Origin of the sequence: Arthrobacter sp. NPDC056886, assembly GCF_042788715.1 — a bacterium.
Taxonomy (GTDB): Bacteria; Actinomycetota; Actinomycetes; order Actinomycetales; family Micrococcaceae; genus Arthrobacter.
In genome coordinates this window covers 189,256-212,826 of sequence record NZ_JBHUBT010000009.1, presented here as the reverse complement: position 1 = coordinate 212,826, position 23,571 = coordinate 189,256, and the positions used below count along the sequence as shown (strand labels likewise).

General features: G+C 67.0%; 20 protein-coding genes. 8 read left to right on the top strand and 12 right to left on the bottom strand.

Annotated elements, in window-relative coordinates:
• Window position 1: 1 nt before the first annotated feature.
• The 8 genes from ACFRJ8_RS16780 to ACFRJ8_RS16745 all read right to left on the bottom strand — a co-directional run bounded on the left by ACFRJ8_RS16780 (window position 2) and on the right by ACFRJ8_RS16745 (window position 8,383).
• Window positions 2–1,195, bottom strand: a complete 1,194-nt coding sequence (locus ACFRJ8_RS16780) for a Gfo/Idh/MocA family protein (RefSeq protein WP_377987283.1) — start codon at window positions 1,193–1,195, stop codon at window positions 2–4.
• A 9-nt stretch (window positions 1,196–1,204) separates the two neighbouring features.
• Window positions 1,205–2,347 carry a Gfo/Idh/MocA family protein gene (locus tag ACFRJ8_RS16775; RefSeq protein WP_377987282.1) on the bottom strand — a complete coding sequence of 381 codons (1,143 nt, stop codon included), beginning with the start codon at window positions 2,345–2,347 and terminating at the stop codon, window positions 1,205–1,207.
• The gene (locus tag ACFRJ8_RS16770) at window positions 2,344–3,099 is read right to left on the bottom strand and encodes a sugar phosphate isomerase/epimerase family protein (protein ID WP_377987281.1); all 756 of its coding nucleotides are present in this window, start codon (window positions 3,097–3,099) and stop codon (window positions 2,344–2,346) included. Before ACFRJ8_RS16770 ends, ACFRJ8_RS16775 begins: the two co-directional genes overlap by 4 nt.
• A gap of 72 nt (window positions 3,100–3,171) precedes the next feature.
• Window positions 3,172–4,065 (bottom strand): carbohydrate ABC transporter permease, encoded by an 894-nt coding sequence (locus ACFRJ8_RS16765; protein WP_377987280.1) that lies wholly within the window; start codon window positions 4,063–4,065, stop codon window positions 3,172–3,174.
• The gene (locus ACFRJ8_RS16760) at window positions 4,065–5,024 is read right to left on the bottom strand and encodes a carbohydrate ABC transporter permease (protein ID WP_377987279.1); all 960 of its coding nucleotides are present in this window, start codon (window positions 5,022–5,024) and stop codon (window positions 4,065–4,067) included. The genes ACFRJ8_RS16765 and ACFRJ8_RS16760 overlap by 1 nt, the downstream gene beginning before the upstream one ends.
• Window positions 5,025–5,036: 12 nt before the next feature.
• Window positions 5,037–6,359, bottom strand: a complete 1,323-nt coding sequence (locus ACFRJ8_RS16755; RefSeq protein WP_377987278.1) for an ABC transporter substrate-binding protein — start codon at window positions 6,357–6,359, stop codon at window positions 5,037–5,039.
• A 123-nt stretch (window positions 6,360–6,482) separates the two neighbouring features.
• Window positions 6,483–7,286, bottom strand: coding sequence for a hypothetical protein (locus tag ACFRJ8_RS16750; protein WP_377987277.1), 804 nt, complete (start codon window positions 7,284–7,286; stop codon window positions 6,483–6,485).
• Window positions 7,283–8,383, bottom strand: coding sequence for a Gfo/Idh/MocA family protein (locus tag ACFRJ8_RS16745; protein WP_377987276.1), 1,101 nt, complete (start codon window positions 8,381–8,383; stop codon window positions 7,283–7,285). The genes ACFRJ8_RS16750 and ACFRJ8_RS16745 overlap by 4 nt, the downstream gene beginning before the upstream one ends.
• 179 nt (window positions 8,384–8,562) lie before the next feature.
• On the opposite strand from ACFRJ8_RS16745, the gene ACFRJ8_RS16740 reads away from it, so the two are divergent.
• From ACFRJ8_RS16740 to ACFRJ8_RS16730, 3 genes are all read left to right on the top strand, one after another.
• Entirely contained in the window at window positions 8,563–9,774 is a 1,212-nt protein-coding gene (locus tag ACFRJ8_RS16740; protein WP_377987275.1) for an ROK family transcriptional regulator, read from the top strand.
• A 122-nt stretch (window positions 9,775–9,896) separates the two neighbouring features.
• Entirely contained in the window at window positions 9,897–11,084 is a 1,188-nt protein-coding gene (locus ACFRJ8_RS16735; protein ID WP_377987274.1) for a CynX/NimT family MFS transporter, read from the top strand.
• A 187-nt stretch (window positions 11,085–11,271) separates the two neighbouring features.
• Entirely contained in the window at window positions 11,272–11,895 is a 624-nt protein-coding gene (locus ACFRJ8_RS16730; RefSeq protein ID WP_377987273.1) for a dihydrofolate reductase family protein, read from the top strand.
• A 189-nt stretch (window positions 11,896–12,084) separates the two neighbouring features.
• On the opposite strand, the gene aceB is transcribed toward ACFRJ8_RS16730, so the two are convergent.
• Together aceB and aceA are read right to left on the bottom strand one after the other, a co-directional pair.
• On the bottom strand, window positions 12,085–13,749 hold the full coding sequence (gene aceB / locus ACFRJ8_RS16725; protein WP_377987272.1) for a malate synthase A: 1,665 nt from the start codon (window positions 13,747–13,749) through the stop codon (window positions 12,085–12,087).
• A 104-nt stretch (window positions 13,750–13,853) separates the two neighbouring features.
• Complete coding sequence (aceA, locus tag ACFRJ8_RS16720) at window positions 13,854–15,197, bottom strand: isocitrate lyase (protein WP_377987271.1); 1,344 nt, start codon at window positions 15,195–15,197, stop codon at window positions 13,854–13,856.
• 156 nt (window positions 15,198–15,353) lie between these two features.
• Here aceA and ACFRJ8_RS16715 point away from each other — a divergent pair, with 156 nt between their 5' ends.
• On the top strand, window positions 15,354–16,865 hold the full coding sequence (locus ACFRJ8_RS16715) for a helix-turn-helix domain-containing protein (RefSeq protein WP_377987270.1): 1,512 nt from the start codon (window positions 15,354–15,356) through the stop codon (window positions 16,863–16,865).
• A 139-nt stretch (window positions 16,866–17,004) separates the two neighbouring features.
• On the opposite strand, the gene ACFRJ8_RS16710 is transcribed toward ACFRJ8_RS16715, so the two are convergent.
• A complete protein-coding gene (locus tag ACFRJ8_RS16710) occupies window positions 17,005–17,457 on the bottom strand; it encodes a hypothetical protein (protein ID WP_377987269.1) in 453 nt (150 codons plus the stop codon).
• Window positions 17,458–17,678: 221 nt separating this feature from the next.
• On the opposite strand from ACFRJ8_RS16710, the gene ACFRJ8_RS16705 reads away from it, so the two are divergent.
• The 3 genes from ACFRJ8_RS16705 (at window position 17,679) to ACFRJ8_RS16695 (ending at window position 20,895) form a co-directional block, all read left to right on the top strand.
• The gene (locus ACFRJ8_RS16705) at window positions 17,679–19,427 is read left to right on the top strand and encodes a pyruvate dehydrogenase (protein WP_377987268.1); all 1,749 of its coding nucleotides are present in this window, start codon (window positions 17,679–17,681) and stop codon (window positions 19,425–19,427) included.
• A gap of 200 nt (window positions 19,428–19,627) precedes the next feature.
• A complete protein-coding gene (locus tag ACFRJ8_RS16700; RefSeq protein ID WP_377987267.1) occupies window positions 19,628–20,161 on the top strand; it encodes a serpin family protein in 534 nt (177 codons plus the stop codon).
• Entirely contained in the window at window positions 20,095–20,895 is an 801-nt protein-coding gene (locus ACFRJ8_RS16695) for a serpin family protein (protein WP_377987266.1), read from the top strand. The genes ACFRJ8_RS16700 and ACFRJ8_RS16695 overlap by 67 nt, the downstream gene beginning before the upstream one ends.
• Window positions 20,896–21,010: 115 nt before the next feature.
• Here the strand turns inward: ACFRJ8_RS16695 and ACFRJ8_RS16690 are convergent, their stop codons facing one another.
• Window positions 21,011–21,895, bottom strand: coding sequence for a hydroxymethylpyrimidine/phosphomethylpyrimidine kinase (locus ACFRJ8_RS16690; protein ID WP_377987265.1), 885 nt, complete (start codon window positions 21,893–21,895; stop codon window positions 21,011–21,013).
• Between the two features lie 157 nt (window positions 21,896–22,052).
• On the opposite strand from ACFRJ8_RS16690, the gene ACFRJ8_RS16685 reads away from it, so the two are divergent.
• Window positions 22,053–23,468 carry an MFS transporter gene (locus tag ACFRJ8_RS16685; RefSeq protein ID WP_377987264.1) on the top strand — a complete coding sequence of 472 codons (1,416 nt, stop codon included), beginning with the start codon at window positions 22,053–22,055 and terminating at the stop codon, window positions 23,466–23,468.
• Window positions 23,469–23,571: the final 103 nt, after the last annotated feature.

Genomic DNA, 23,571 nt, shown 5'->3' with positions numbered 1-23,571 from the left:
GTCAGGCTCCTTCGGTAATCGTCTGGGTGGTCCGGACGGACGGGGTGAGCGGGATGAGCGAACTTTTGGCCGCGGCGCTTTCCTCCACGGCGGCCAGGATCCGCTGGACGGCCAAACCGTCCTCGAACGACGGCGACGGCTGGGTTCCGTTGCCGACCGCCAGGAGGAAATCGCGGATCTCGTGCGTGAACGTGTGTTCCCAGCCGATGACGTGGCCCTGCGGCCACCATGCTTCAAGATACGGGTGCTCGGGTTCGTTGACGAGGATGCGGCGGAAACCCTGTTCGCGGACAGGCAGTGTCGCGTCCAGGAAGCCGAGCTCGTTCAGATCCTCCAGATCGAAGAGCAGGGCACCCTTGTCGCCGTAGATCTCCAGCTTGAGCGAATTCTTCTGGCCGGTGGCCACCCGGGAAACCTCCACCGAGGCGATAGCCCCGGAGGCGAGGGTCAGCGTGGCCCAGGCGGCGTCGTCGACCGTCACCTGTTCTGGACCGTTGGGGCCGGGCCGGCTGGGCGTGAAGGTATGCAGCCGTCCGGCGACCTCGGTGACCTGCTGGCCCAGGAGGAACAGCACCTGGTCAATGGCATGGCTGGCGATGTCGCCCAGCGCACCGGACCCGGCGGTGTCCTTGTTCAGCCGCCAGGTCATGGGCGAGTCGGGGTCCACGAGCCAGTCCTGCAGGTAGGCCGCGCGGACGTGCCGGATGCTGCCGAGGCGGCCCTCCGCGATCAGCTCCCGGGCCAGCGCCAGGGCCGGGACCCGGCGGTAGTTGAAGCCGATCATGGACTGCACCCCGTTGTCCTGGGCGCTGCGGGCCGCCGCCGCCATGGCCTCGGCCTCGGCCAGGGTGTTGGCCAGCGGCTTCTCGACGAGGACATGCTTGCCCGCGGCCAGCGAGGCGATGGCGATTTCGGCGTGCATGAACCCCGGCGCGCAGATGTCAACGATGTGGATGTCATCGCGGGCAATCACCGCGCGCCAGTCTGTGGCCGATTCGGCCCAGCCGTACTTGGCGGCCGCCTCGGCGACCCCCTCCGGGTCGCGTCCGACCAGGACGCGCCGTTCGAAGGCCGGGACGTCGAAGTAGCTGGCAACGTTCCGCCACGCATTCGAGTGGGCCTTGCCCATGAACGCGTACCCGATCATGGCCACGCCCAAAGGGGGAGGGCCGGGGCTGGTTTCCTGGGAGTTCATTGCTGGTTCCTAGAGTGTGGAAGCGGTGGGGTCCCAGTCCTCGGGGAGGGCTGCGGAGGCGGGGGCGGAGCTTTCGACGTCGATGAAGGTGCCCGAGTCGATCGATTCCGAGATCGAGACCATGGTGTCCAGGACGTGGTACGCGAGGTTGCCTGTGGCGCGGTGCGGGACGCCGGCGCGGATGGAGCGTGCCATGTCCAGCACGCCCATGCCGCGGCCCTGGCTGGGACCGGTGGCCGGGATCGTGGTCCATTCCTCGTCGCCGGCACGCCAGAGCCTGACGTCCCCGTCGAAGTAGTTCGGATCCGGCAGCGAGATGGTGGCCTCGGTCCCGGTGATCTCCACGAAACCCATCCGCAGCCGCGGGGACTCGAACGAAAAGACGCTGTGGGAGGACGCGCCGGACTCGAACTGGGCCATGGCGGAGACATGGGTGGGGACGTCGACCGTGAATTCCTCGCCGGCCTTGGGCCCGGAGCCGATGACGCGGACCTGTTTGGCCTTGGACCCGACGGCGGCCACCTTGCGGATGGAGCCGAATGTCTGCACCAAGGCGGTGAGGTAGTAGGGGCCCATGTCGAACAGGGGCCCGGCGCCGTACTGGAACAGGAACGCCGGGTTCGGGTGCCAGGATTCCGGCCCGGGGGTCTGGAACGTGGTCATGGCCGTCAGCGGCGTGCCGATGTCGCCGCGTTCGATCAGCCGCCGCGCGGTCTGCAGCCCGGCCCCCAGGATCGTGTCCGGGGCGCAGCCGAGCCGCAGCCCCGCGGCGTCCGCCGTTTTCAGCAGGCCCAGACCGGACTCGCGGTCCAGCGAGAACGGCTTTTCGGTCCAGACGTGTTTGCCGGCGTTGACGGCGGCCGTGGCGACTTCGACGTGTGCCGCCGGGATGGTCAGGTTCACGATGATCTCGACGTCGGGGTGGTTCAGTGCCGCGTCCACGCCGCCAGACTCGGCGATCCCGTATTCTTTGGCGCGCGCCGCGGCGGCGTCCTCAAAGAGGTCCGCAATGACGTGGACCTTGAGGTCGGGGAAGACCGTCAGGTTGTCCAGGTACTGCTTGCTGATGTTGCCGGCGCCGATGACCGCGACGCCCACCGGGCCGCGGCGGGTGGACTGGTTCGCTGATGCACGGTTCGGTGCGGCGCTCATGCGTTCACGCCCTGCGCGCTGGCCGAACCGCTCTGCAGGTACTCGAGGCTCTGGGCGATGCCCTCGAAGATGTCGCCGGAGTAGTCGTCGAATTCCACGACGCCGACCTCGAGGGACTGTGCCGCGTTGATGACATCCCAGACCGCGATCTTGCCCTGGCCGGCCGGCTGCTGCGCCTTGGTATCCGTGGAGACGGGGCCGTCCTTGATGTGGATGAACTTGACCCGGTCGCCGAGGCGCTGCAGCAGCTGGACCGGGTCCTGGCCGCCGACGGCGGCCCAGTAGGTGTCCACTTCCAGGACGAGTTCCGGGTCGAGGAGCCCGGCGAAGTACTCCAGGGCGGTCTGGCCCTCGATGTTGGACTCCAGCTCCCAGGCGTGGTTGTGGTAGCCGACCCGGATGCCGTACCCGGCGCCCTTCCTGGCGGCGGCGTTGAGCTTCGCTGCGGTGGCCTGGATGTCCTCGGAGGACTGCCAGTGCTCGGCCGGGAGGTAGGGATCGATCACCGTGCTGATGCCCAGTTCCTTGGCCGCGGCGAAGATCTCATCCTGGTCCTGGCTGAGCAGCGGGGCGTGGCCGGACGGGGCGGTCAGACCGTTCTCCTTCAGGGCCGCGCCGAGCTCGGCGGCCGTTGCCACGAAGTTGTAGGGCTCAACCTGGGTGAACCCGAGTTCGGCGACCTTCCTGATGGTGCCGGGCAGGTCTTCGGCGATGGCGTTGCGGAGGGTGTACAGCTGGATTGAATAAGACACGGGATTCCTTTGCGGGTATTCGGTTTCGAAGGTGTGGGGTCGGGCCTAGCGGCCGGCGAGATGGGGACAGGCCTAGCGGCCGGCGAGGGATCCGCCGATGCCGCCGACGCTGAAGTATTTGTTCAGGGTGGCGAAGACAACGATGGGCGGGAGCATCATGACCACGGCCAGGGCCATGACGGATGTCCAGTCAGTCGCGTTCTGCTGGAAAAAGGATTGGACGCCCATGGGAAGAGTGAAAATCTCGTTGGAGCGAAGGAAAACGATGGCCACCAGGTAGTCGTTCCAGGCCAGTAGGAAGGCGAAGATCGCCGTGGAGAGGATGCCAGGCAGGCTGTTGCGGAGGACCACCTTGGTGAAGGACCCGAACACCGAGCAGCCGTCGATCCAGGAGGCTTCCTCGAGGCTGATCGGGATGGAGTCGAAGTAGGCGGCCATCATCCAGGTGGCCACGGTCATTGTGGAACCGACGTAGATGATGGTGATGCCCAGGAGGTTGTCGACCAGGCCCATGCCGGCGAAGAGGATGAACAGTGGGACCACGGAAGTGATGATGGGCAGTGACTGCATGACAAACAACAGCAGGGAGTAGCCCGAGACCGCCTTGCTGCGGCCACGGGAGAGGACGTACCCGGCGGGGGCGGCGACGGCCACCGCGACAGCGACAGTGGCGAGGGTTGTGATGAGGCTGTTCTGCAGCCAGGTGGCAGCGAGGGTTCCGGAGAACACGTTGGCGAGGTTCTCGAAGGTCGGGCCCGTGGCGGTGCTGGTGGGTCCCGGGGTGAAGGCCAGGACCACGGTGACCATGATCGGGACCAGGACGATCGCGGTGATCGCCAGGATCGCAACGAACCTCCACCATTGGCCGCGGTGGCCGGCTTCGGAAAGGACGCGGCCGTTCTTGGCGGGACCGGCGGGGCGGAGGGCAGGGCCGGGCTCGGGACGGGCGTGGACTGCTGCGCTCATTATTCGACGCTCGACTTTCGGATCTGGCGGTACAGGAGGACGGAGATGACCACCAAAGTCATGGTCATGATGAAGGCGATCGCCACGCCGGGACCGGTGGCGAAGTCCTGGAAGACCGTGCGGTAGGCCAGGACCACCAGGGAGGTAGTGGCACTGACCGGCCCGCCGCCGGTCAGCAGGTAGATGGTGGGGAAATCGTTGACACAGAAGATGGTCATAAGTATCCAGCTGATGTACGTGGAGCGGGCGATCAGCGGGAGGGTGATCTGGCTGAACTGCTGCCAGCGGGTGGCGCCGTCCATGCTCGCCGCCTCGTAAACCGTGGTGTCCACCGAGGCCAGGGCGGCCGAAATCATCATCATCATGAAAGGGAAACTGACCCAGACCTTGAACACCATCACGGTGATGGCCGCCAGGTTGGGATCCGCGAGGAACAGCGGCGTTCCCAGGCCCAGGTTCCGGAACATGCTCGGGATGAGGCTATCCGGGGTGGCGACCAACCAGTTCCACGCTGTGGAGGAGACCACGATCGGGACGACCCAAGGCAGGAGCAGCAGGACCTTGAAGGTGCCGCCCGCCGGGATCTTCGTCCGGAGCAGGAGGGCCAGGCCCAGGCCTACCAGCCAGGAGCCGAAGACGCCCACGATGGTGAACCACAGAGTGAACTGTGCCGCTTTCCAGAACGCCGGTGAAGACAGGACGGTGGCGAAGTTCTCCCCACCAACGAAGTTGCCGGTCTCGATCAGGGAACCGTCGTGCGTGGCCTGCACACCGGCGTGGATGAGGGGGTAGCCGTGGATGAGGACGAGAAGGACGACTGAGGGCAGTAGGAGCCAGAAGAACGTCCGGCTGGTCTGCGCGCTGAGCTTGCTCTTGCGGTTGACGTGGCCGCCGGACCCGCCGGGCGCAACACCCTGGCGTGCCCGGCTCAGACCGGTCTGGGCTGTGGTCAATGCCATGGAAAGGTCCGCTTACTTCTTGATGACTGATTCGAGGCCGGACTGGAAGGCCTGCAGGGCGGACTTGGCGTCAGACTGGCCGGTCAGGATGGTCTGGGTGAACTGGTTGAGGGCCTGGCCACCATCGAGGGCTGCGAGGTTGGCGTTAAGGGTGTTGCCCTGGGACGCGAAGGTCTTGGCGATGGGCTGCCAGTCCTTGACGATCTTGACGTTGTTGGGGTCATCTGCAAACTCCGGGATTTCCGTGATCGACTTGAAGACCGGCAGGGCAGACATCAGCTTCTGGCGCCACAGTTCCTTGATCTGGCCGAGGTAGTGGACCAGGAACGCCTCGGATGCTTCCTGCGACGGGGTGTTTGTGTACATCATGATGTTGTTCGGGAAGACGATGGTGGCCTTGTCCCCGTGCGGGCCCGTGATGGGGTCCGCGACCAGCAAGTCTCCGGAGGTGTCGCCGACTCGCTTCGGAACATTGACCTGGAACAGTCCAAACCCTGCTTTCTTGTCCTTCCATTGCGCCGACATGTTGTCGGTGGTGTAGCTGACGGCCGCGGGATCGACGATTCCGTTGGACACCAATTCGAGGATGAATTCGATGGCTTCCACGTTGCGGTCGTTCATCAGGTCCAGCTCGCCGTCTTTGGTGAAGACGCCGCCGCCGTTATTGACCATCATCATGATCATGGAGTGGTTGCCATAGTTGTTGCCAGCGCCCGCCCCGGTAGTAAAGCCGAAGGCGCCGATCTTCTTGAGTGCCTTGCCGGCTTCCAGGAGGGAAGGCCAGTCTGTGGGGAGGCCGACGCCGGCCTTCTCGAACAGCGACTTGCGGTACCAGAACACACGCATGTCCAGCTGCCACGGGACGGCCACGTAGCCCTTGTCGGACTTGAACGGCTCCAGGACGCCGGGCAGGAAGTCGTCGTACATGCCGTTCTTCTTCAGTTCCTCCACTGCCTTGTCCGCGTAAGCGATCTGGCCTTGTTGCGCGAACTGGAAGGCCTGGAAGCCGCCGCCGGTGGACACCGCAGGGCCGGTCTTGGAGGCGATGGCCGAGGAGTACGTCTGATAGAAGTTGTTCCACTGGATGATCTGGTAGCTGGCCTTGCTGCCGGATCCGGAGAAACTTTCTGCGAGCTTCTTGGCGGCGTCGTTGTAGGCAGGGGTTGCCCATGGCATGTCCCAGAATTTGATGGTCCCGCCCGCACTGCCACCGCCCTGGGACGCCGAGCCGCCGCCGCACGCGGCGAGGAGCGGTGCGCTGGCCGCGGCTGCGGCGAAGCCCAGGAATCCCCGGCGGGAGAAAGCGGTGGAGGTAACAGAGGACTTGATCGTCACGATAATTTCCTTTCGTGACCGGTCCGCGGCGTCGCGGGCGGTCTTCTCGACAGTGAGTTAATGCGGAAGGTGTTGCAGGCGGTGCAGTTAGTGCCGTTAGTGCAGTGGTTGAAGTAGTGCGGGTTAGTCGCGGAGCTGCCTGACGAGTGCGGTCAGGGTGGCGAACCGTTCCAGATCGACCTCGGGGACGCCGGAGTCGAGGGCGGCGCGGAGCCGCCTCCAGCTGTGCCGGTGGGCCGATTCGTAGATGGTGGGGAATGTGGTGGCTCCGGCGGAGGTGACGGACCGGACCTCTGCCGGCCAGCCTGCCGAGGCATCCGGCAGGGTGATGTCCGCCCGCCCGGACGACGTCAGGACGGAAACGGTGGCCGTGGCAGGGACCGCGGATGTGGTGATCCCCTGCAGGGCCGCCGGTGCGCCGCCCGGGAGGATGCCGATCACCGTATAGCCGTTGGCGCTGCGCTGGATGACCCGCAGGCCGACCAGTTCGACGCCGCAGGCCAGGACCGCCGCAAGATGCCGCGTGAGCAGCACCTCTGTGTCTGTCCCGGGGGCGCCCCACGCCACGGAGTCCAGCAACACGGCGTCGGCCAGTGCGCCCGCGATGGCGTTCCAGGCCGCGGACTCCGCGAGGGCGGGGTTTCCGGCCCAGCCGTGGTCAAGGACCACCGCAGTGCCCGCCTCGGCTGCCGCCGCGGCCAGTGCCGCGGGGTCTTCGGCCACGGGATCAACGACGACGACGCCCCGGGCACCCGCTCGGACGGCTTTGGTTGCCCGGGCAGTCCAGCCGGCAGCGCCGGCGAGTGCGACGACGTCGGGCTGGCTGCCTGCGGGGGCGAAGGAAACTGGGAGGGAAGCGACGACGGCGCCGACGGCGCCGGCCCGTTCAGCGTCCGGGCCGGCCTGGACCAAAAGCGGGGTTGTCATGCGCGGGCCTCCTCGAAAGCGGCGGCGCCGGCATCGACGCGGGCGGCGGCGGCGTCGGCGATCGCGAGGGCGAATTCCAGATCGTGGATGAGTGTCTCGGGGTGCGGGGCTTCTCCGATGCCGCGGGCGAGCTCGGCGAGTTTGCGCCATTCCCCCTCGTAACCGTTGTGGCCGAAGGGCCCGAGCACCGTGGTGCCCGCAGCGGTCCGGATCCGGGCCGTCGCCGATCCCGCGTGGACGTAAGACGGGGTGAAGTCGATGAACAGCGAGGCGTCGTGGCCGATGGCCTCGAAGGTCCAAGACGGCTCCCAGGTTCCGTTCATGGCGGCGCGGAGTTCGATTGCCACGTTTCCCGCCCGCAGGGAGATGACATAGCCGAACGGCAGGACGGTCTGGGCGTGCAGGACCTCGACAGACCGGAAGTCCGGGGCAAATCTGCGGACCAGGGGAAGGTCGTGGATGGCCAGGCCCATGATGCCGCCGGTCAGTTTGGCTTTCACGGCGCTCGCGCCGTTGGTATCGGCGCTCGCGCCGTTCGCGGCGGCCGGCGGGGGAGTGCGGCCCACGATCTCGGTCGCAAAGTCCTCGAACCGGGGGTTGGGCGGCAGCACGATCGAGGACCGGATGGTGTGGACCTGGGCCGGCAGGCCGCCCCAGGCCGATTCCGCGGCCAGCCAGCCGGGGTCGAACGTGTGCATGGCGCCGACCACGATCGGCACGCCGGTTTCGGCGGACACGGCGGCGATGGCCGCGGCCTCCTCGCCGTTCATCGCGAAGGGCTTTTCGCACAGGATGGCCTTCTTGCCGGCGCGGCAGGCGGCGATCACCTGGACGGCGTGGAACTGATGCGGGCTGCAGATGGCGACGATCTCGACCGCCGGATCGGCCAGCAGCTCTTCCATGCTGGTACTGAAGCGTGCCCCGACCCGTGCGGCCACGGATTCCGCTACCGCCGGGTCGACGTCCATGATGTGGCGGACTTCCAGGATGTCCCGCAGCCTTGCGAGCGACGGCAGGTGGATCGCCTGCGTGACGGGGCCCGCCCCCAGGATTCCCACCCCTAGCGGCGCCGGTGCCGCATGTTCTTGGCTCGACAAGTTCCATACCCCTTCGTAGTACCTGCACTGGCCGTCGGCAGCGAGGCTGCTTGGGCTGGTGATCTGGCTCACAGCCAAAGCTAGAGATACTTTTGTCGAACGTCAAGCAAAAGTTGAAAACTACGTGACAGTCTTTTCTCGGCGTGACATGCAGAAGATCTTCGTGCTATCACTTACTCATGAGCACGCCCTCCGGTACCGAGCCCGCAGCCTCCGAGGCCGGCGGCAGCCTGTCCCGCGCCGGCGACCTCTTCCAGCTCCTGCGCGACGGCAAGGCCCGTACCCGCGCGGAACTGGCCCTGACCACCGGGCTGGCCCGTTCCACTGTCGCTTCCCGCATCGACGCGCTGATGGTCTCGGGGCTTGTCGGCCCCGCCGGGGAGGCGACTTCCAGCGGCGGCAGACCGCCGTCGCGCTTTGCCTTCAACCCGGCCGCCCGCGTAGTGCTGGCGGTGGATGTCGGGGCCACGCACGTGATCATCGCCGTCACGGACCTCAGCGGGACGGTGCTTGCCGAGCGCCGGCTGGCGCAGGACGTCGCCGACGGCCCGGTGCCTGTCTTGGACCGTGTGATCGAGGAAGGGCTGCGGCTGCTCGGCGAGGCCGGCCGGGGCGCCGCGGATCTGGCCGGCGCCGGGATCGGGCTCCCGGGGCCGGTGGAACACGCCACCGGCATGCCGGTGAAGCCGCCGATCATGCCCGGCTGGGACGGGTTCGACGTCGTCCGCCACGTCCAGAGGTCCCTCCCGGTTCCGGTCCTGGTGGATAACGATGTGAACATCATGGCTCTCGGCGAGCGGACGGCGCACTGGCCCGAGGACGAAAACTTCCTGTTCATCAAGGTGGCCACCGGCATCGGGGCGGGCATCATCAGCAGCGGCCAGCTCCAGCGCGGGGCGAACGGAACCGCCGGCGACCTTGGACACGTAAGGGTTCCGCGCGGCGACGACGTGCTGTGCCGGTGCGGCAACTACGGGTGCCTCGAGGCCCTGGCCTCCGGGCCCGCCGTCGCCAAGGCGCTGACGCAGCAGGGGCTGCCGGCGCACGACGGCGGCGATGTGCTGCGCCTCGTCGCGGTGGGAAACCTGCAGGCCATCCAGGCCCTGCGCCAGGCCGGCAGGGACCTCGGCGACGTCCTGTCCACGGTCGTGAACCTGCTGAACCCCTCGGTGATTGTGATCGGCGGAAGCCTCGGCCAGGCCGGGGAACACCTCATGGCCGGGGTCCGCGAGGTGGTCTATCGGCGCTCGCTGCCCCTGGCCACGACGCATCTGCGGATCGGACTGTCCCGGGCCGGGGACCAGGCCGCGATCCTCGGCGCCAGCCAGATGGTCACGCAACACGTGCTCTCACCCGCCGTCATTGAGGCGACCCTGCAGGCCACGGGCTAGGGGTGTCCGGGGAAGCGGCACCTCCGGAAACGTCACAGACCGCGGGTGCGGCAGGGGCACGTGATAGCAATGGGACTGATGAAATCACATTTCTGCCCGTCCGCCGGGCAACGGCCCACCCCATGAGCGACCTGGCCCGGGCGCCGCGCGGCTGGCTCCTCATGCTCGCGATCGGGCTCATCGCGCTGAATATGCGCGGCCCGTTGGTGGCCGTGGCCCCGGTGATCGCGCAGCTGGAGGACGATCTCGGCTTCACCCCGGTGGAATTGGGATTCCTGACCGGAATCCCGGTGCTGTGCTTTGCCCTGGCCGCGCCGCTGGCCTCGCTGGCCGGGCGCAAGTTGGGTCCTGAGTTCGCCATCACCCTGACCCTGCTCGGGGTGCTCTTCGGCGTCGTGGTTCGCTCGGCCGGCGGCGGCGCCCTGGTCATGCTGGGGACCGTGATCCTCGGAGTCGCCATCACCATCGGCAACATCGTGGTCCCGCTGATCATCCGGCGTGACTTCACCCCCGCCCGGCAGGGCGCGGCGATGGGCACGTATACCGCGGCCCTGAATATCGGCTCGTTCCTGACCTCCATGGTGTCGGCCCCGCTGGCTGAGCTGCTGGGCTGGCGGCCCGCGATTGCCGCGAGCGGCCTCTTCGCGGTGGCGGCCGCCGCCGTCTGGGTGATCGCCGTCGGCCGGCGGGCCTTCATTCCTGCCGCCGTCCCTGCCTCGGACCCGGGGCGGCCGGCCGGAAAGCTCTCGTCCCGGTGGATCACGGCAGCCCTGACCTTCGGGTTCGCCGGGCAGGCGTTCTCCTACTACGGGGTGACCGCCTGGCTGCCGAGCCTGCTGGCGGACGAGCTCGGCATGGCACCCGCGGCCGCCGGGGCAGGGTCCTCGCTCTTCCAGATCCTGGCCATTGTGGGCGGACTGGGCGTGCCGCTGGCGGCCCGTTTCGCCAGCACGACAGCGGTGGGCCTCACCCTGGGACTGCTGTGGCTCACGGTGCCCTTGGGTCTGCTGCTCGCGCCGGAACTGTGGTGGCTGTGGTCTTCCTTCGGCGGTATTGCCCAGGGCGGCGGAATCACGCTGATCTTCCTGGCCATTATCCGGCTGGCACGGGACCAGGCCTCGGCAGCCCGGATGTCCGCCGTCGTCCAGGGTACGGGGTACTCCTTCGGTGCCGTGGCGCCAACCCTCCTGGGCTACGTCCACGGGGTTACCGGTGCCTGGACGGGACCGCTGCTGATGATCTTGTGCTCCGTGACCGCGTTCATCCTGGGTACTGCGCTGTCCCTGCGCAAGGTGCCGAAGCCGCACTAGGGCTCGTCTCCCAACCTTCGCCCAGTGTCCGGGGCGGGCCGATGTTGTGGCTCGGCCGAGGGGCCGTCGGTTGCGCGGTAAGCCCGTGTCGGCCGCTGAAAACGGTTGCGTCGCAGAGGGCTCCTGTGTCAGCGTCGAAGTGATCCCGTCGCCGGGGCGACGACGGGCGACAGAGAAGGAGCACGGCATGGGACTGATCCATATCGACCTGTTCACCACGCTCGACGGCGTCGCGCAGGCGCCCGGCGGGCCGGACGAGGATGCCGACAGCGGTTTCGCGTTTGGCGGCTGGCAGGCGCCTCTCTTCGACGAGGTCGTCGGCGAGCAGATCGACTCCGGGATGGCGGGGATGGACGCGCTGCTGCTTGGGCGCCGGACCTACGACATTTTCGCCGCGTACTGGCCGAACGCGGAAGGGGAGATCGCGCGGCTGTTCAACCGCCTCCCGAAGTACGTGGCCTCGCGCCAGACGCCGACTCTCGAGTGGGCCGACTCCACCCTGCTCGGTCCTGATGTCGTCGCCGCCGTGCGTGAACTGCGCGACCGGCACGCGAACATCCACGTCATCGGCAGTCTCGACTTCGTGCAGACTCTGTTCGCCGAGCGGCTCTTCGACCGGCTCACGCTCTGGGTGTATCCGATCCTTCTCGGCGGTGGAAAGAAGGTCTTCGCCGACGGGGTGGTTCCGACGAACCTCAGACTCATCGAGCCGGTGGTCGCCTCACCGAAGGGTGCGGTGATGCAGCGCTACGCGCTCGCCGATGGCACGCCTGGCGTCGGCGATATGTCTGCCGTCGATCAGGAGGGCTGAAGCTGTGTCAGCTAGGGCCCATGTCCGCGAGGAACATGGGCCCTAGCTGTCAACTCGACGCCGTTGTCGAGCTGCAGATGTGTTCCGTTGCTGGGCTGCCACCCGGATTTCGGGCTGCCTGTTGCGAGGGGCGGGCACCCCAGCAAACGGAATTCTTTGCGGACCCGGTCCGCCCGGGCCGTGGAGCTCCTACGCCGAAATCAGCGCGGCCTTCCCGCGGCTGGGGTCGGCGCCGTCGCGCGCTTCATGCAGGAAGCGGTCGTAGGCCGGCAGCGTCAGGAACGCCGGGAACTCGCTGGACAGGGTGACTTCCTCGAAGATGTCCCGCGCGTCGGCGAATCGGTCCCCCTCGAAGCGCTCCAGCTTGGCGAATTCTTCGTCCAGCATGTCCTCCACCCACTCCCGGGTGATCACGTCGCCGTGGTCCGTGATGGCCCGGGAGAAGATCCACTGCCACAGCTGCGAGCGGGAGATCTCCGCGGTGGCGGCGTCCTCCATCAGGTTGTGGATGGCCACAGCGCCGTTGCCGCGCAGCCAGGACTCGATGTAGCGGATGCCCACTTCGATGTTGTTCCGGATGCCCTGTTCGGTGATGGTTCCGGTGGTCGCGGAGATGTCCAGGAGGGCCCGGTCGTCCGCGGCGACGTCTTCGCGGAGGCGCTCGAGCTGGTTCGGATTCTCGCCCAGGACGCCGTCGAACACCTCGCGGCACACCGGCACGAGGTCCGGGTGCGCCACCCACGAGCCGTCGAAGCCGTCGCCGGCCTCACGGGTCTTGTCCGCGCGGACCTTCTCAAAGGCGATCGCGTTGGCAGCCTGGTCCTTGCGGTTGGGGACGGCCGCGGCCATGCCGCCGATCGCCATGGCACCGCGTTTGTGGCAGGCTCGGACCAGCTGTTCGGTGTAGGCCCGCATGAAGGGCTGGGTCATGGTGACCTGGCCGCGGTCCGGCAGCACGAAGCGGGGGCCGCGGGTGCGGAAGTTCTTGATCAGGGAGAAGATGTAGTCCCAGCGGCCGGCGTTCAGGCCCGCGGCGTGGTCCCGCAGTTCGTAGAGGATCTCCTCCATCTCGAACGCCGCGGTGATGGTCTCGATCAGCACGGTGGCGCGGATGGTGCCCTGCGGAATGCCCAGGAGGTCCTGCGCCAGGATGAAGATGTCGTTCCAGAGCCGGGCCTCGAGGTGGCTCTCGATCTTGGGCAGGTAGAAGTAGGGCCCCTTGCCCTGCGCGATCAGGCGGCGGGCGTTCTGGAAGAAGTACAGCCCGAAGTCCACGATCCCGCCGGCGACCGGTTCGCCGTCGATGAGCATGTGCTTTTCCGGCAGGTGCCAGCCGCGGGGGCGGACCACGACTGTGGGCAGCTCCCCGGCCGGGCGCAGCCTGTACTCCTTGCCCTCGGGCGACGTGAAATCGATACGGCGTTCCAGCGCGTCCGTGAGGTTCAGTTGGCCCTGGATCACGTTGCGCCAGGACGGGGTGGAGGAGTCCTCCATGTCCGCGAGCCATACCTTGGCGCCGGAGTTCAGCGCGTTGATGGTCATCTTCTTATCCACCGGCCCGGTGATCTCCACGCGGCGGTCCTCCAGGCCCGGAGCCGGGGGAGCCACGCGCCAGTTCGGGTCGTTGCGGACGTCTTCGGTTTCGCGCAGGAACCGCGGGTCCTGGCCCTTGGCGATCTGGTGGCGGCGTTCCTGCCGGGCCTGCAGCAGCTCCCGCCGGCGCCCGGCCGTGGCCCGGTGCAGCTTGGCCACAAAGGCCAGGGCGTCCGGGGTAAGAAGCTCGCTCTGCCGGCAAATCGGCTGCGCGGTCAGCGTGATCCCGTTGATGGTGAAGTTGTCAGTGAAGCTGTTCATGGGAGTTGCTCCTTGAAAGTCCGCAGTTGCCCTATCACTTTTGGTTCCTAAAAGCGGTCAATGAAGACCAAAAGTGATAGAGCAACCGGCGGGAAGGCTGGGGATTAGTGGAACTGGCCTTCTTCGGTGGATCCCACCAGGGCCAGGGTGGATGCGTTCGGGTTGAGCGCGGTGGCGATGTCGTCGAAGTAGCCGGTGCCGACTTCGCGCTGGTGCTTGGTTGCGGTGTAGCCGCGGGACTCGGAGGCGAATTCCTTCTCCTGCAGCTCGACGTAGGCGCTCATGCCTTCCCGGGCGTAGCCGTGGGCGAGGTCGAACATCGAGTAGTTCAGGGCGTGGAAGCCGGCCAGGGTGATGAACTGGAAGGTGAAGCCCATGGCGCCGAGTTCGCGCTGGAACTTCGCGATCGTGGCGTCGTCGAGGTGCTTGCGCCAGTTGAACGACGGCGAGCAGTTGTAGGAGAGCATCTGGTCCGGGAAGTCGGCCTTGACGGACTCGGCGAACTTGCGGGCAAGCTCCAGGTCCGGGGTGCCCGTCTCCATCCAGATGAGGTCGGAGTACGGGGCGTAGGCCTTGGCGCGGGCGATGCAGGGTTCGATCCCGTTACGGACCTTGTAGAACCCTTCCGGGGTGCGGACCGGCTGTCCGCCTTCGCGGAGGATGAATTCCTGGTCACGCTCGTCGACGTCGGAGGTGATCAGTGTTGCCGCCTCGGCGTCCGTGCGGGCAATGATGACCGACGGCGTGCCGGCGACGTCGGCGGCCAGGCGGGCCGCGTTCAGCGTCCGGACGTGCTGCTGGGTGGGGATCAGGACCTTGCCGCCGAGGTGTCCGCACTTCTTTTCCGAGGCGAGCTGGTCTTCCCAGTGCACGCCCGCGGCGCCGGCCTGGATCATCGACTTCATGAGCTCGTAGGCGTTCAGCGGGCCGCCGAAGCCGGCCTCGGCGTCGGCCACGATCGGGACCAGCCAGTCCTCGACCGTCTGGATGCCCTCGGAGAACTCGATCTGGTCTGCGCGGAGCAGGGCGTTGTTGATGCGCCGGACCACCGTAGGAACCGAGTTGGCGGGGTAGAGCGACTGGTCCGGGTAGGTGTGGCCGGAGTTGTTGGCGTCAGCGGCGACCTGCCAGCCGGAGAGGTAGATGGCGCGGAGCCCGGCCTTGACCTGCTGTACGGCCTGGTTGCCGGTCAGCGCGCCAAGGGCGTTGGTGTACTTGCCTTCCTTGTGCTCCTCGGTGAGCTGCTTCCACAGCTTTTCGGAGCCGCGGCGGGCCAGCGTGTGTTCTTCGGAGACGCGGCCCCGGAGGCGGACGACGTCGGACGCTGAGTAATCCCGAGTGACACCTTCCCAGCGCGGGTTGGCGGCCCACTCGAGCTCCAGTGCGGCGGCCTGCTGTGTTTTGTCCTGGCCGGACGGCTGCTGGGTGGGCTCAAATGCTGCAGTCATCTTTGTCTCCTTGGTGGGGCCCGGGACTGGTGGTTCCGCGAGCGGTGTCTGCGTCGCTGCAGATCCTGGCCGGTGGTTCCCGGGGTGGTGATCTTTCCGTGAGACCTACTTTTCTGCACTTTCCAAGGGCTTTCTAGGTCAAAGCTCTGGAAAGAAATGCACTTCTTCGCATATTCTCAAGAAATGCATCCCGCCAGCTGGAACCGCCAAGCTTCGTCCCTGCCGTCCCCCGCCGCGCCGGAGGTGGACGTCATCAGCATGGGCCGCCGCGTCCGCCATTTGCGCAAGGCCGCCCGGCTCACCCTCGATGACCTGAGCGCCGCCGTCGGGACCGCGCCCAGCCAGCTGAGCCTGATCGAAAACGGCAAGCGCGAACCCAAGCTGGGCCTGCTCCAGCAGCTCGCCGCGGCCCTCGGGGTCAGCATTGATGAGCTCCTCGGCGCCGAGCCGCCCAACCGCCGCGCGGCGCTGGAAATCGAACTGGAGCGCTACCAGCGCAGCCCCATCTACGAGTCCCTCAACCTGCCAAAAATCCGCATCAGCTCGCGGCTTCCCATGGATGTGCTGGAGTCCATGGTGGGCCTGCAGCACGAGCTCGAACGCCGGCTCAACGAGCAGGTGGCGACGCCGGAAGAGGCCCGCCGCGCCAACGGCGAGCTGCGGGCCATGATGCGGGAGCGGAACAACTACTTCCCGGAGTATGAGGCGGAGGCGCAGAAGGTCCTGGCTTCAGTGGGCCACACCAGCGGCCCGCTGTCCCACCACGTCATTGCGGACATCGCCGGGCACCTCGGTTTCAGCCTCCACCACGTGGGTGATCTGCCGCACTCCACCCGGTCCGTGACGGATCTTAAGAACCGCAGAATTTACCTGACGCAGAACGCCCGCACCGATCACGACCCCCGTTCGGTGCTCTTGCAGGCGCTGGGCCACTACGTCCTGGGCCACCAGACGCCGTCGAACTACGGCGACTTCCTCATGCAGCGCGTGGCCACGAACTACTTCGCCGCCGCGCTCCTGTTGCCCGAGCAGGCGACCGTGGAATTCCTGCAGCGGGCCAAGCAGGCGAAGGAAATCGCCGTGGAGGACATCCGCGATGCCTTCGCCGTGTCCTACGAGACGGCCGCCCACCGGTTCACCAACCTCGCCACCCAGCACCTGGATATCCGCACCCACTTCCAGAAGACGCACAAGAGCGGCATCATCTACAAGGCCTACGAAAACGACGGCGTGACGTTCCCGCAGGACCACACCGGCGCCATCGAGGGCCAGCCGTCATGCAAGAACTGGACCTCCCGCGTGGTCTTTGACGTTCCGGACAAGTTCAGCGCCTACAACCAGTACACCGACACCCCGGCCGGGACCTACTGGTGCACGGCCCGGACGGAACGCTCCGCCAACGGGGAGTTCTCGCTCTCCGTGGGTGTCCCGTATGCGCAGGTGAAGTGGTTCCGCGGCCGCGACACCACGGAACGGTCCAAGTCCACCTGCCCGGACGAAAGCTGCTGCCGCCGCCCGCCGGCGTCGCTGACCGCCGAATGGGCCGGCAACGCCTGGCCCTCGGCCCGGGCCCACTCCCACCTGCTCGCCGCCATGCCGCCGGGCGCTTTCCCGGGCGTGGACGAGACCGAGGTCTACACCTTCCTGCAGGCGCACTCGGGGAACTGACCTCCGGAACCCTGCAGGCTCCCTCGATGTCCTGCGCGTACTCCCACGACGCGCCGGCAGTTTTCGTCGGGGTCCCGTTGCGCTCATGCATTGTTGCGTGAGGCCTGACGGCTGTTGCTGGCTCGCTTGCGCGGCTGCTCTACGGCAAAACGTTTTCATTGAGTACTCCGCGGTACAGGACCCGGTGCAAAATCAGGTGGTTCTCGTCATCGCCGGACCAGCGGCCCGTGTGCCTCAGAAAATGCAGGTATTCAAAAAGGGAGGCACAGAAAAAGGATGCAAAGTCGGCATCGCGCTCATTGAGCACCTCGACCAAATCAGCTATAAGTCCGGGGTCCATTGCGGTCACTGGGGCGCCGCCAGAGATTTCGGTGTAGATCGGGAAGAACGCGGTCAGTTGCTCCAGGACGGGAAGTTCCGGCAAGATCCCGTGCTCACGATGCCAACGCACGAATGCGGGGACCAGCGAATCCAGTTCCTGGGCGCTTTGATGCGACGCGAGGGAGTCCTTTGCACTGTGGGCCGCGTTTCCGGAACGGTGCCCACTGCTGGAGTTACGTGTTGCCGGCTGGCGGCGGGATTTCTTGGCCAAGATCGATCCTTGCTGTAGAAGCGGCAAGAGGCGGACTGCCTGCCAAAACGCTATGAGTGGGGAGCCCAGGGCATCAACGGTGGCTGGCCGTATGTTGAAAACTGGCCCCACCGGACCACGCGCAGAACGCCGCCACCAGTTAACCTGGAACCCGCGTCAAGGCGGGCGGACTATATTGGCCAGTGTCAGCTCATCGATCCACCTCCCGGGAGCGTGCACCCATGGCCAAGGAACTTGCCACCCAGCTCATCGAACAACTCCAGGCTGCCGGCGTGCAGCGGATCTACGGGATCGTGGGGGACAGCCTCAACCCGATCGTCGACGCCGTCCGCCAGACCGGCGGCTCGCAGCAGGGCGGCATTGACTGGATCCATGTCCGGCATGAGGAGGCGGCCGCGTTCGCCGCGGCGGCGGAAGCCCAGCTGACCGGCCGTCTGGCGGTGTGCGCCGGCTCCTGCGGGCCAGGAAATCTGCACCTGATCAACGGACTGTACGATGCCAACCGCTCCGGGGCTCCGGTGTTGGCCATCGCCTCGCACATCCCGAGCAAGCAGATCGGCAGCAGCTTCTTCCAGGAGACCCATCCGGACCGGCTCTTCAACGAATGCTCGGTCTACTCCGAGCTGGTCAGCACCGCCGAGCAGGCGCCCCGGGTCATGCACAGCGCCATCCAGCACGCCGTCGGGCTCCGGGGCGTCGCCGTCGTGACCCTGCCCGGTGACATCGCCGGTCTGGAGGCGACAGCTCCGACGCCGGCCCCTGCGGCGTTCCGACCGGCGACGCTGACGCCGGACCCCGCCAGCGTGCGGGAACTGGCGGACGCCATTAACGCCGCCGAGAAGGTCGCGATCTTTGCCGGGGCGGGCGTGCAGGGCGCGCACGACGAGGTGATTGCCCTCGCCGAGCTGCTCGCGGCGCCGATCGGCCACAGCCTCCGTGGCAAGGACTTCATGCAGTACGACAATCCCTACGACATCGGCATGACCGGCCTGCTGGGCTACGGCGCCGCGGCCGAGGGCATCGAGGATGCCGACCTGCTGATCCTGCTGGGCACCGACTTCCCGTACGACCAGTTCCTCCCCGGAACCCGGACGGCGCAGGTGGACCGGGCCGCGCACAAACTGGGGAGGCGGACCGACGTCGACGTCGCCGTGCACGGGGACGTGCTGCCCACCCTGGCCGCGCTGATGCCACGGCTGCAGCCGAAGAAGAGCCGCCGCTTCCTTAACCAGATGCTCAAGAAGCACGACCGGCTCATGAACAAGGCCGTGGGGGCGTACACCCGGAACGTCGGGAAGAAACAGCCGATCCACCCGGAATACGCGGCCTCGTTGCTGGACCAGGTGGCGGCCGAGGACGCGATCTTCACGGCTGACACCGGGATGTGCAACGTCTGGACCGCCCGGTACATCAACCCGCTGGGCACCCGCCGTCTCATAGGGTCCTACCTGCACGGGTCCATGGCCAACGCGCTGCCGCACGCGATCGGCGCCCAGTTGGCCTACCCCGGCCGGCAGGTGGTCTCGGTATCCGGCGACGGCGGCCTGTCCATGCTGCTGGGCGAGCTCATCACGGTCGCCGCGCACCGGCTGCCCGTGAACGTGGTGGTCTTCAACAACTCCACCCTGGGCATGGTGAAACTCGAAATGCTGGTGGACGGGCTCCCCGACTTCGGCGTCGACGTCCCGGACGCCAACTACGCCGAGGTTGCCCGGGCCCTGGGCTTCCACGCCGTCCGCGTCACGGACCCATCCCGGATCGAGGCCGCCTACCGGGAAGCCTTCGCCCACCCCGGCCCGTCACTCGTGGAGCTCATCACGGACCCCAAGGCACTGTCCCTCCCGCCGAAGATCAAGGGCTCGCAGATCCTGGGCTTCGCCACGGCCATGTCCAAGGTGGTCCTCAACCGGGGCGCCGGCGAGGCCGTCAGCATGGCACGGAGCAACCTGCGGAACATCCCGCGGCGCTGAGGCGGCCTCTCAGTTCGCCGGGTTCCGGCGAACTGGCCCCCGGGGACGGGGGTGGACGGACTCAGGCCGCGCACGGCACGGACAAACGGCGTCAAATCGTGACCTCGATGCGGTATTCCTTTCCGCGGCCCGCTGGTTGACTGGCCCTAGGCGGATCTCCGCCGTTCCACTAACGCGGTTGTGCGGGCCTTGGGGGCGCGATGAAACACAAGTTTCCGGCACGGCTTCTGGCGGCCGCCGCCAGCGTTGCGCTGCTTTTGTCAGCCTGTTCGGCCTCGCCGCCGGCGCTGTTGAAGGCCGACGGCGTCGGCCGAGTTTCGGTGGACCGGTCCGCCTACCCGGCCGAGCTGGCTCAGCTCCGGACATCTGCGCGGAAATTGGGCGCCGCGCTCCTCACAGACGGCGGGGAGGCCGGAAACGGAAACGTGGTTGCGTCCCCCGGCAGCCTGCTGATTGCCCTGGCCATGCTGCGGGCGGGGGCCTCGGGGAAGTCCGCCGCCGAGATGGACGGTGCTCTGGGCCTCCCCGCGCAACATCGCGACGAGGCCATGAATGTGTTGCTCGCGTCCCTGGAGGCCTTCGACGGCGACCCCGGCTTGGTTGACGAAAAGGACCCTCCACGCCGGCGGTCCTGCACTCCGCAAACGGCCTGTTCGTGGACCAGGGCGTGCCCACCGGGGAAGGCTATCTGCGCTCCCTGGCCCGGCATTACGGGACCGGCGTGTACCCGGTGAACTTCCAGGATGAGGCTGCCACCAAGCCCGCGATGGATGCCTGGGCGAACAAGAACACCGGCGGGCGGATCAAAAAGGCACCCGCCCGTTATGACCGTAGAGACACTTTCAGCGTGCTCAACGCCGTGTACTTCGCCTCAGCCTGGAACGTCCCCTTCGACCCGGCCGACACCTCCGAGATGCCCTTCACGACGGCGGACGGCACACAGGTTTCCGTCCCCACCATGTCCGGCATTCAGGAACTCGCGTCCGCCCGAGGCACGGGCTCGCAGGCCGTGGATCTTCCCTATGCCGAGGGGTTCGTGATGCGGCTTGTGCTGCCGGATTCCGGGGATGCCGGGACCGGCGCGCAGGACTTTGCCGACGCTGCCCGGGCCCTTGACGCCGCCGCCCCGTCACCCACGCAGCTCTATTTGCCGCAGTGGGACCAGAAGAGCAGTTTCGACCTGCGCAGGGTCTTCGCCGGCCTGGGCCTGCAGGAAATGCTCGAAACCGAAACCGACTTCAATTCGATCCAGCACGGCCTCAAAATCACGCAAGCCGGGCAGGCCGCCAACATCACCGTGGCGGAGAAGGGGACAGTTGCCGCGGCCGTGACCCAGATCAACGCGCGGGCTGTGAGCGGCGCAGCACCCAGGGACGAGATTCGTTTCGACCGGCCGTTCCTCTACGAAATCGTCCACGTCGAGACCGGGCTGCCCTTGTTCATGGGCAAGGTGTCGGATCCGCGCTGACGCGTGGCCAGCCGGGGTTCAGGTCGCCGGTAGCTCTCCAGGTCGCCGGTAGCTCCCCAGTTCGCCGGAAACTTCCGGCGAACTGGAGAGGCTCCGGCGAATTCGGCGGCTTGGGTTAGCGCGGGCCGCCCTGCCACAAGGCATCGAACGGGGCACCCGAGGCCACCCGGTTACGGATTCCTGCAGTCACAAACGCCTTGGCCGTCCGGGCGGCCGCCAGCGGCGTCGCACCTTTGGCGAGCTCGGCCGTCACCGCAGCGGCCAGCGAGCACCCGGCACCGGACACGGCCACTTCGCCCACCTTCGGGGCGGACAGGACTTCCAGCGTTTCGCCGTCGTAATAGACGTCGACGGCGTCGGGGCCCTCCAGCCGCACGCCGCCCTTGGCGAGCACCGCGGCGCCGCTGAGCTCGTGGATGCGGACCGCGGCGGCCTTGAGGGACTCGACGTCGGTGATTTCCAGCCCGGACAGCGACTCGGCCTCGAAGTGGTTCGGCGTGACGAAAGTGGCCAGGGGCAGGATGTGGGACTTGAGCGCCTGGTCGGTGTCCAAGGCGTGGCCCGGCTCCTGGCCCTTGCAGATCAGCACCGGATCCAGCACCACGTTGGCGAACTGCCCGGCTGCGAGCGCCGCGGCCACGGTCGAAATTGTCGCGGGGCTGCCCAGCATGCCGATCTTGACGGTGTCCAGCACGGCCGGTGCGCCGGACGTGGCGCCGTACGCCGCCGTCGTCGCCTCCAGCTGGTCCGCGATGACTTGCTGGTCCACCGGGACGAAGCGGTGGTTCCAGTTGTCCTTCGGGTCGAAGGACACGATGCAGGTCAGGTTCGCGATCCCGAAGACGCCGAGTTCCTGGAACGTCTTCAGGTCAGCCTGCGCGCCGGCGCCGCCGGTCGCCTCGGAGCCTGCGATGGTGAGCGCGACGGCGGGGGAGGAGACGGCGTCGGAGGCGGTATCGCCAACTGCCAGGGCGGCGGAATCGAATGCGGTAGAAGTCATGGTCCCATCCTGCCATCCCGCCAAAAGCACCCGCATTGTGCTCATGAACAGGAACTCCATGAACAGTATGAACAAAACCTTAGTGTTCCGGATCACTCGGACTAAGGTGGCGGACGGTGTTGCTTACAGGCGGCGCCGGATCCAGGAAGGTTCATTGATGAGCACCCAACTGTCCGAAGCGGCCCAGACCCGGAAAGCCGTCGGCAACATCCTCAAAGGCTCGGCCGGCAACCTTGTCGAGTGGTACGACCTCTACGTCTACACCGTATTCGCGGCCTACTTCCAGGCGCACTTCTTCAACTCCACCGACGAGCTCCAGGCCGGACTCGAGGCGATGGCCGTCTTCTCGACGTCGTTCCTGATGCGCCCGATCGGTGCCTGGTTCTTCGGCCGGTACGCCGACCGCAAGGGCCGCAAGGCGGCGCTGACGCTGAGCGTGACCATGATGTCCGCGGGCTCCTTCGCCATCGCCGTGCTGCCCACCCAGGACGTGATCGGCCTGTGGGCCCTGATCCTGCTGGTCCTTATCCGCGTGATCCAGGGCTTCTCCGTGGGCGGTGAGTACGGCACCAGCGCCACGTACATGTCCGAGGCCGCGACCTCCAAGCGCCGTGGCTTCTTCTCCAGCTTCCAGTACGTCACGCTGATCGGCGGCCAGATGCTGGCCCTGCTGGTCCTCGTGGTCCTGCAGAACGCCATGCCCAAGGCCGAGCTGACCGAGTGGGGCTGGCGCATCCCGTTCGCGATCGGCGGCGTGGCCGCCCTGGTAGTCCTGTGGCTGCGACGCTCCATGGAGGAAACCGTCTCGGCCGAACAGATCGAGGCCGCAAAGGCCCCTGCTGCGGCGGGCCAGGCACAGCCGGGAACCATGAAGCTGCTGTTCACCAGCTACTGGAAGCCGCTTATGATCTGCATCGGGATCACCCTTGGCGGCACGGTGGCGTTCTACACGTACACCAACTTCATCCTGAAGTTCATGAACGATACCTCCGGCATCGCCAAGACCGACACCTCGGTCATCAACTTCTGGGCACTGTTCATCTTCATGCTGCTCCAGCCGGTGTACGGCATCATCTCGGACAAGGTGGGCCGCAAGCCCCTCCTGCTGTGGTTCGGCATCACCGGCGTCCTGTTCACCTGGCCGCTCCTGTCCGCCCTGGCCGGAACCAAGGATCCGATGACCGCGTTCCTGCTGATGATGGGCGGCCTCCTGATCGTGGGCGGCTACACCTCCATCAACGCCCTGGTGAAGGCCGAGCTGTTCCCCGCGTCCATCCGCGCCCTCGGCGTCGGCCTGGGCTACGCGATCGCCAACTCGCTCTTCGGCGGCACCGTCCCGCTCATCGGCGCGGCACTGCAGAAGGCGGGCCAGGAGGAACTGTTCTTCACCTACGTCACCGTGGCCATCGGCATCTCCCTCCTGGTCTACATTTTCGCCCTGAAGAACAAGAAGTCCACGCACCTGGACCACGAGCAGGGTCACGCCTGGGCGCCGGCTGCTGTCGACGCGGGGGCGGGCACTAGCGGCCCCAAGGACGACGACAAGGACCTCATCGACGCCTCGCGCCGCTAGATCCACATTCCGCCTCGGCGGAATGTACGACGGCGGGTCGCCGGCTACTGGACTTCGGTCGCGGGGGTCGGCGGCCCGCCGCCGTCGTAGGTTCGCCTGCCAT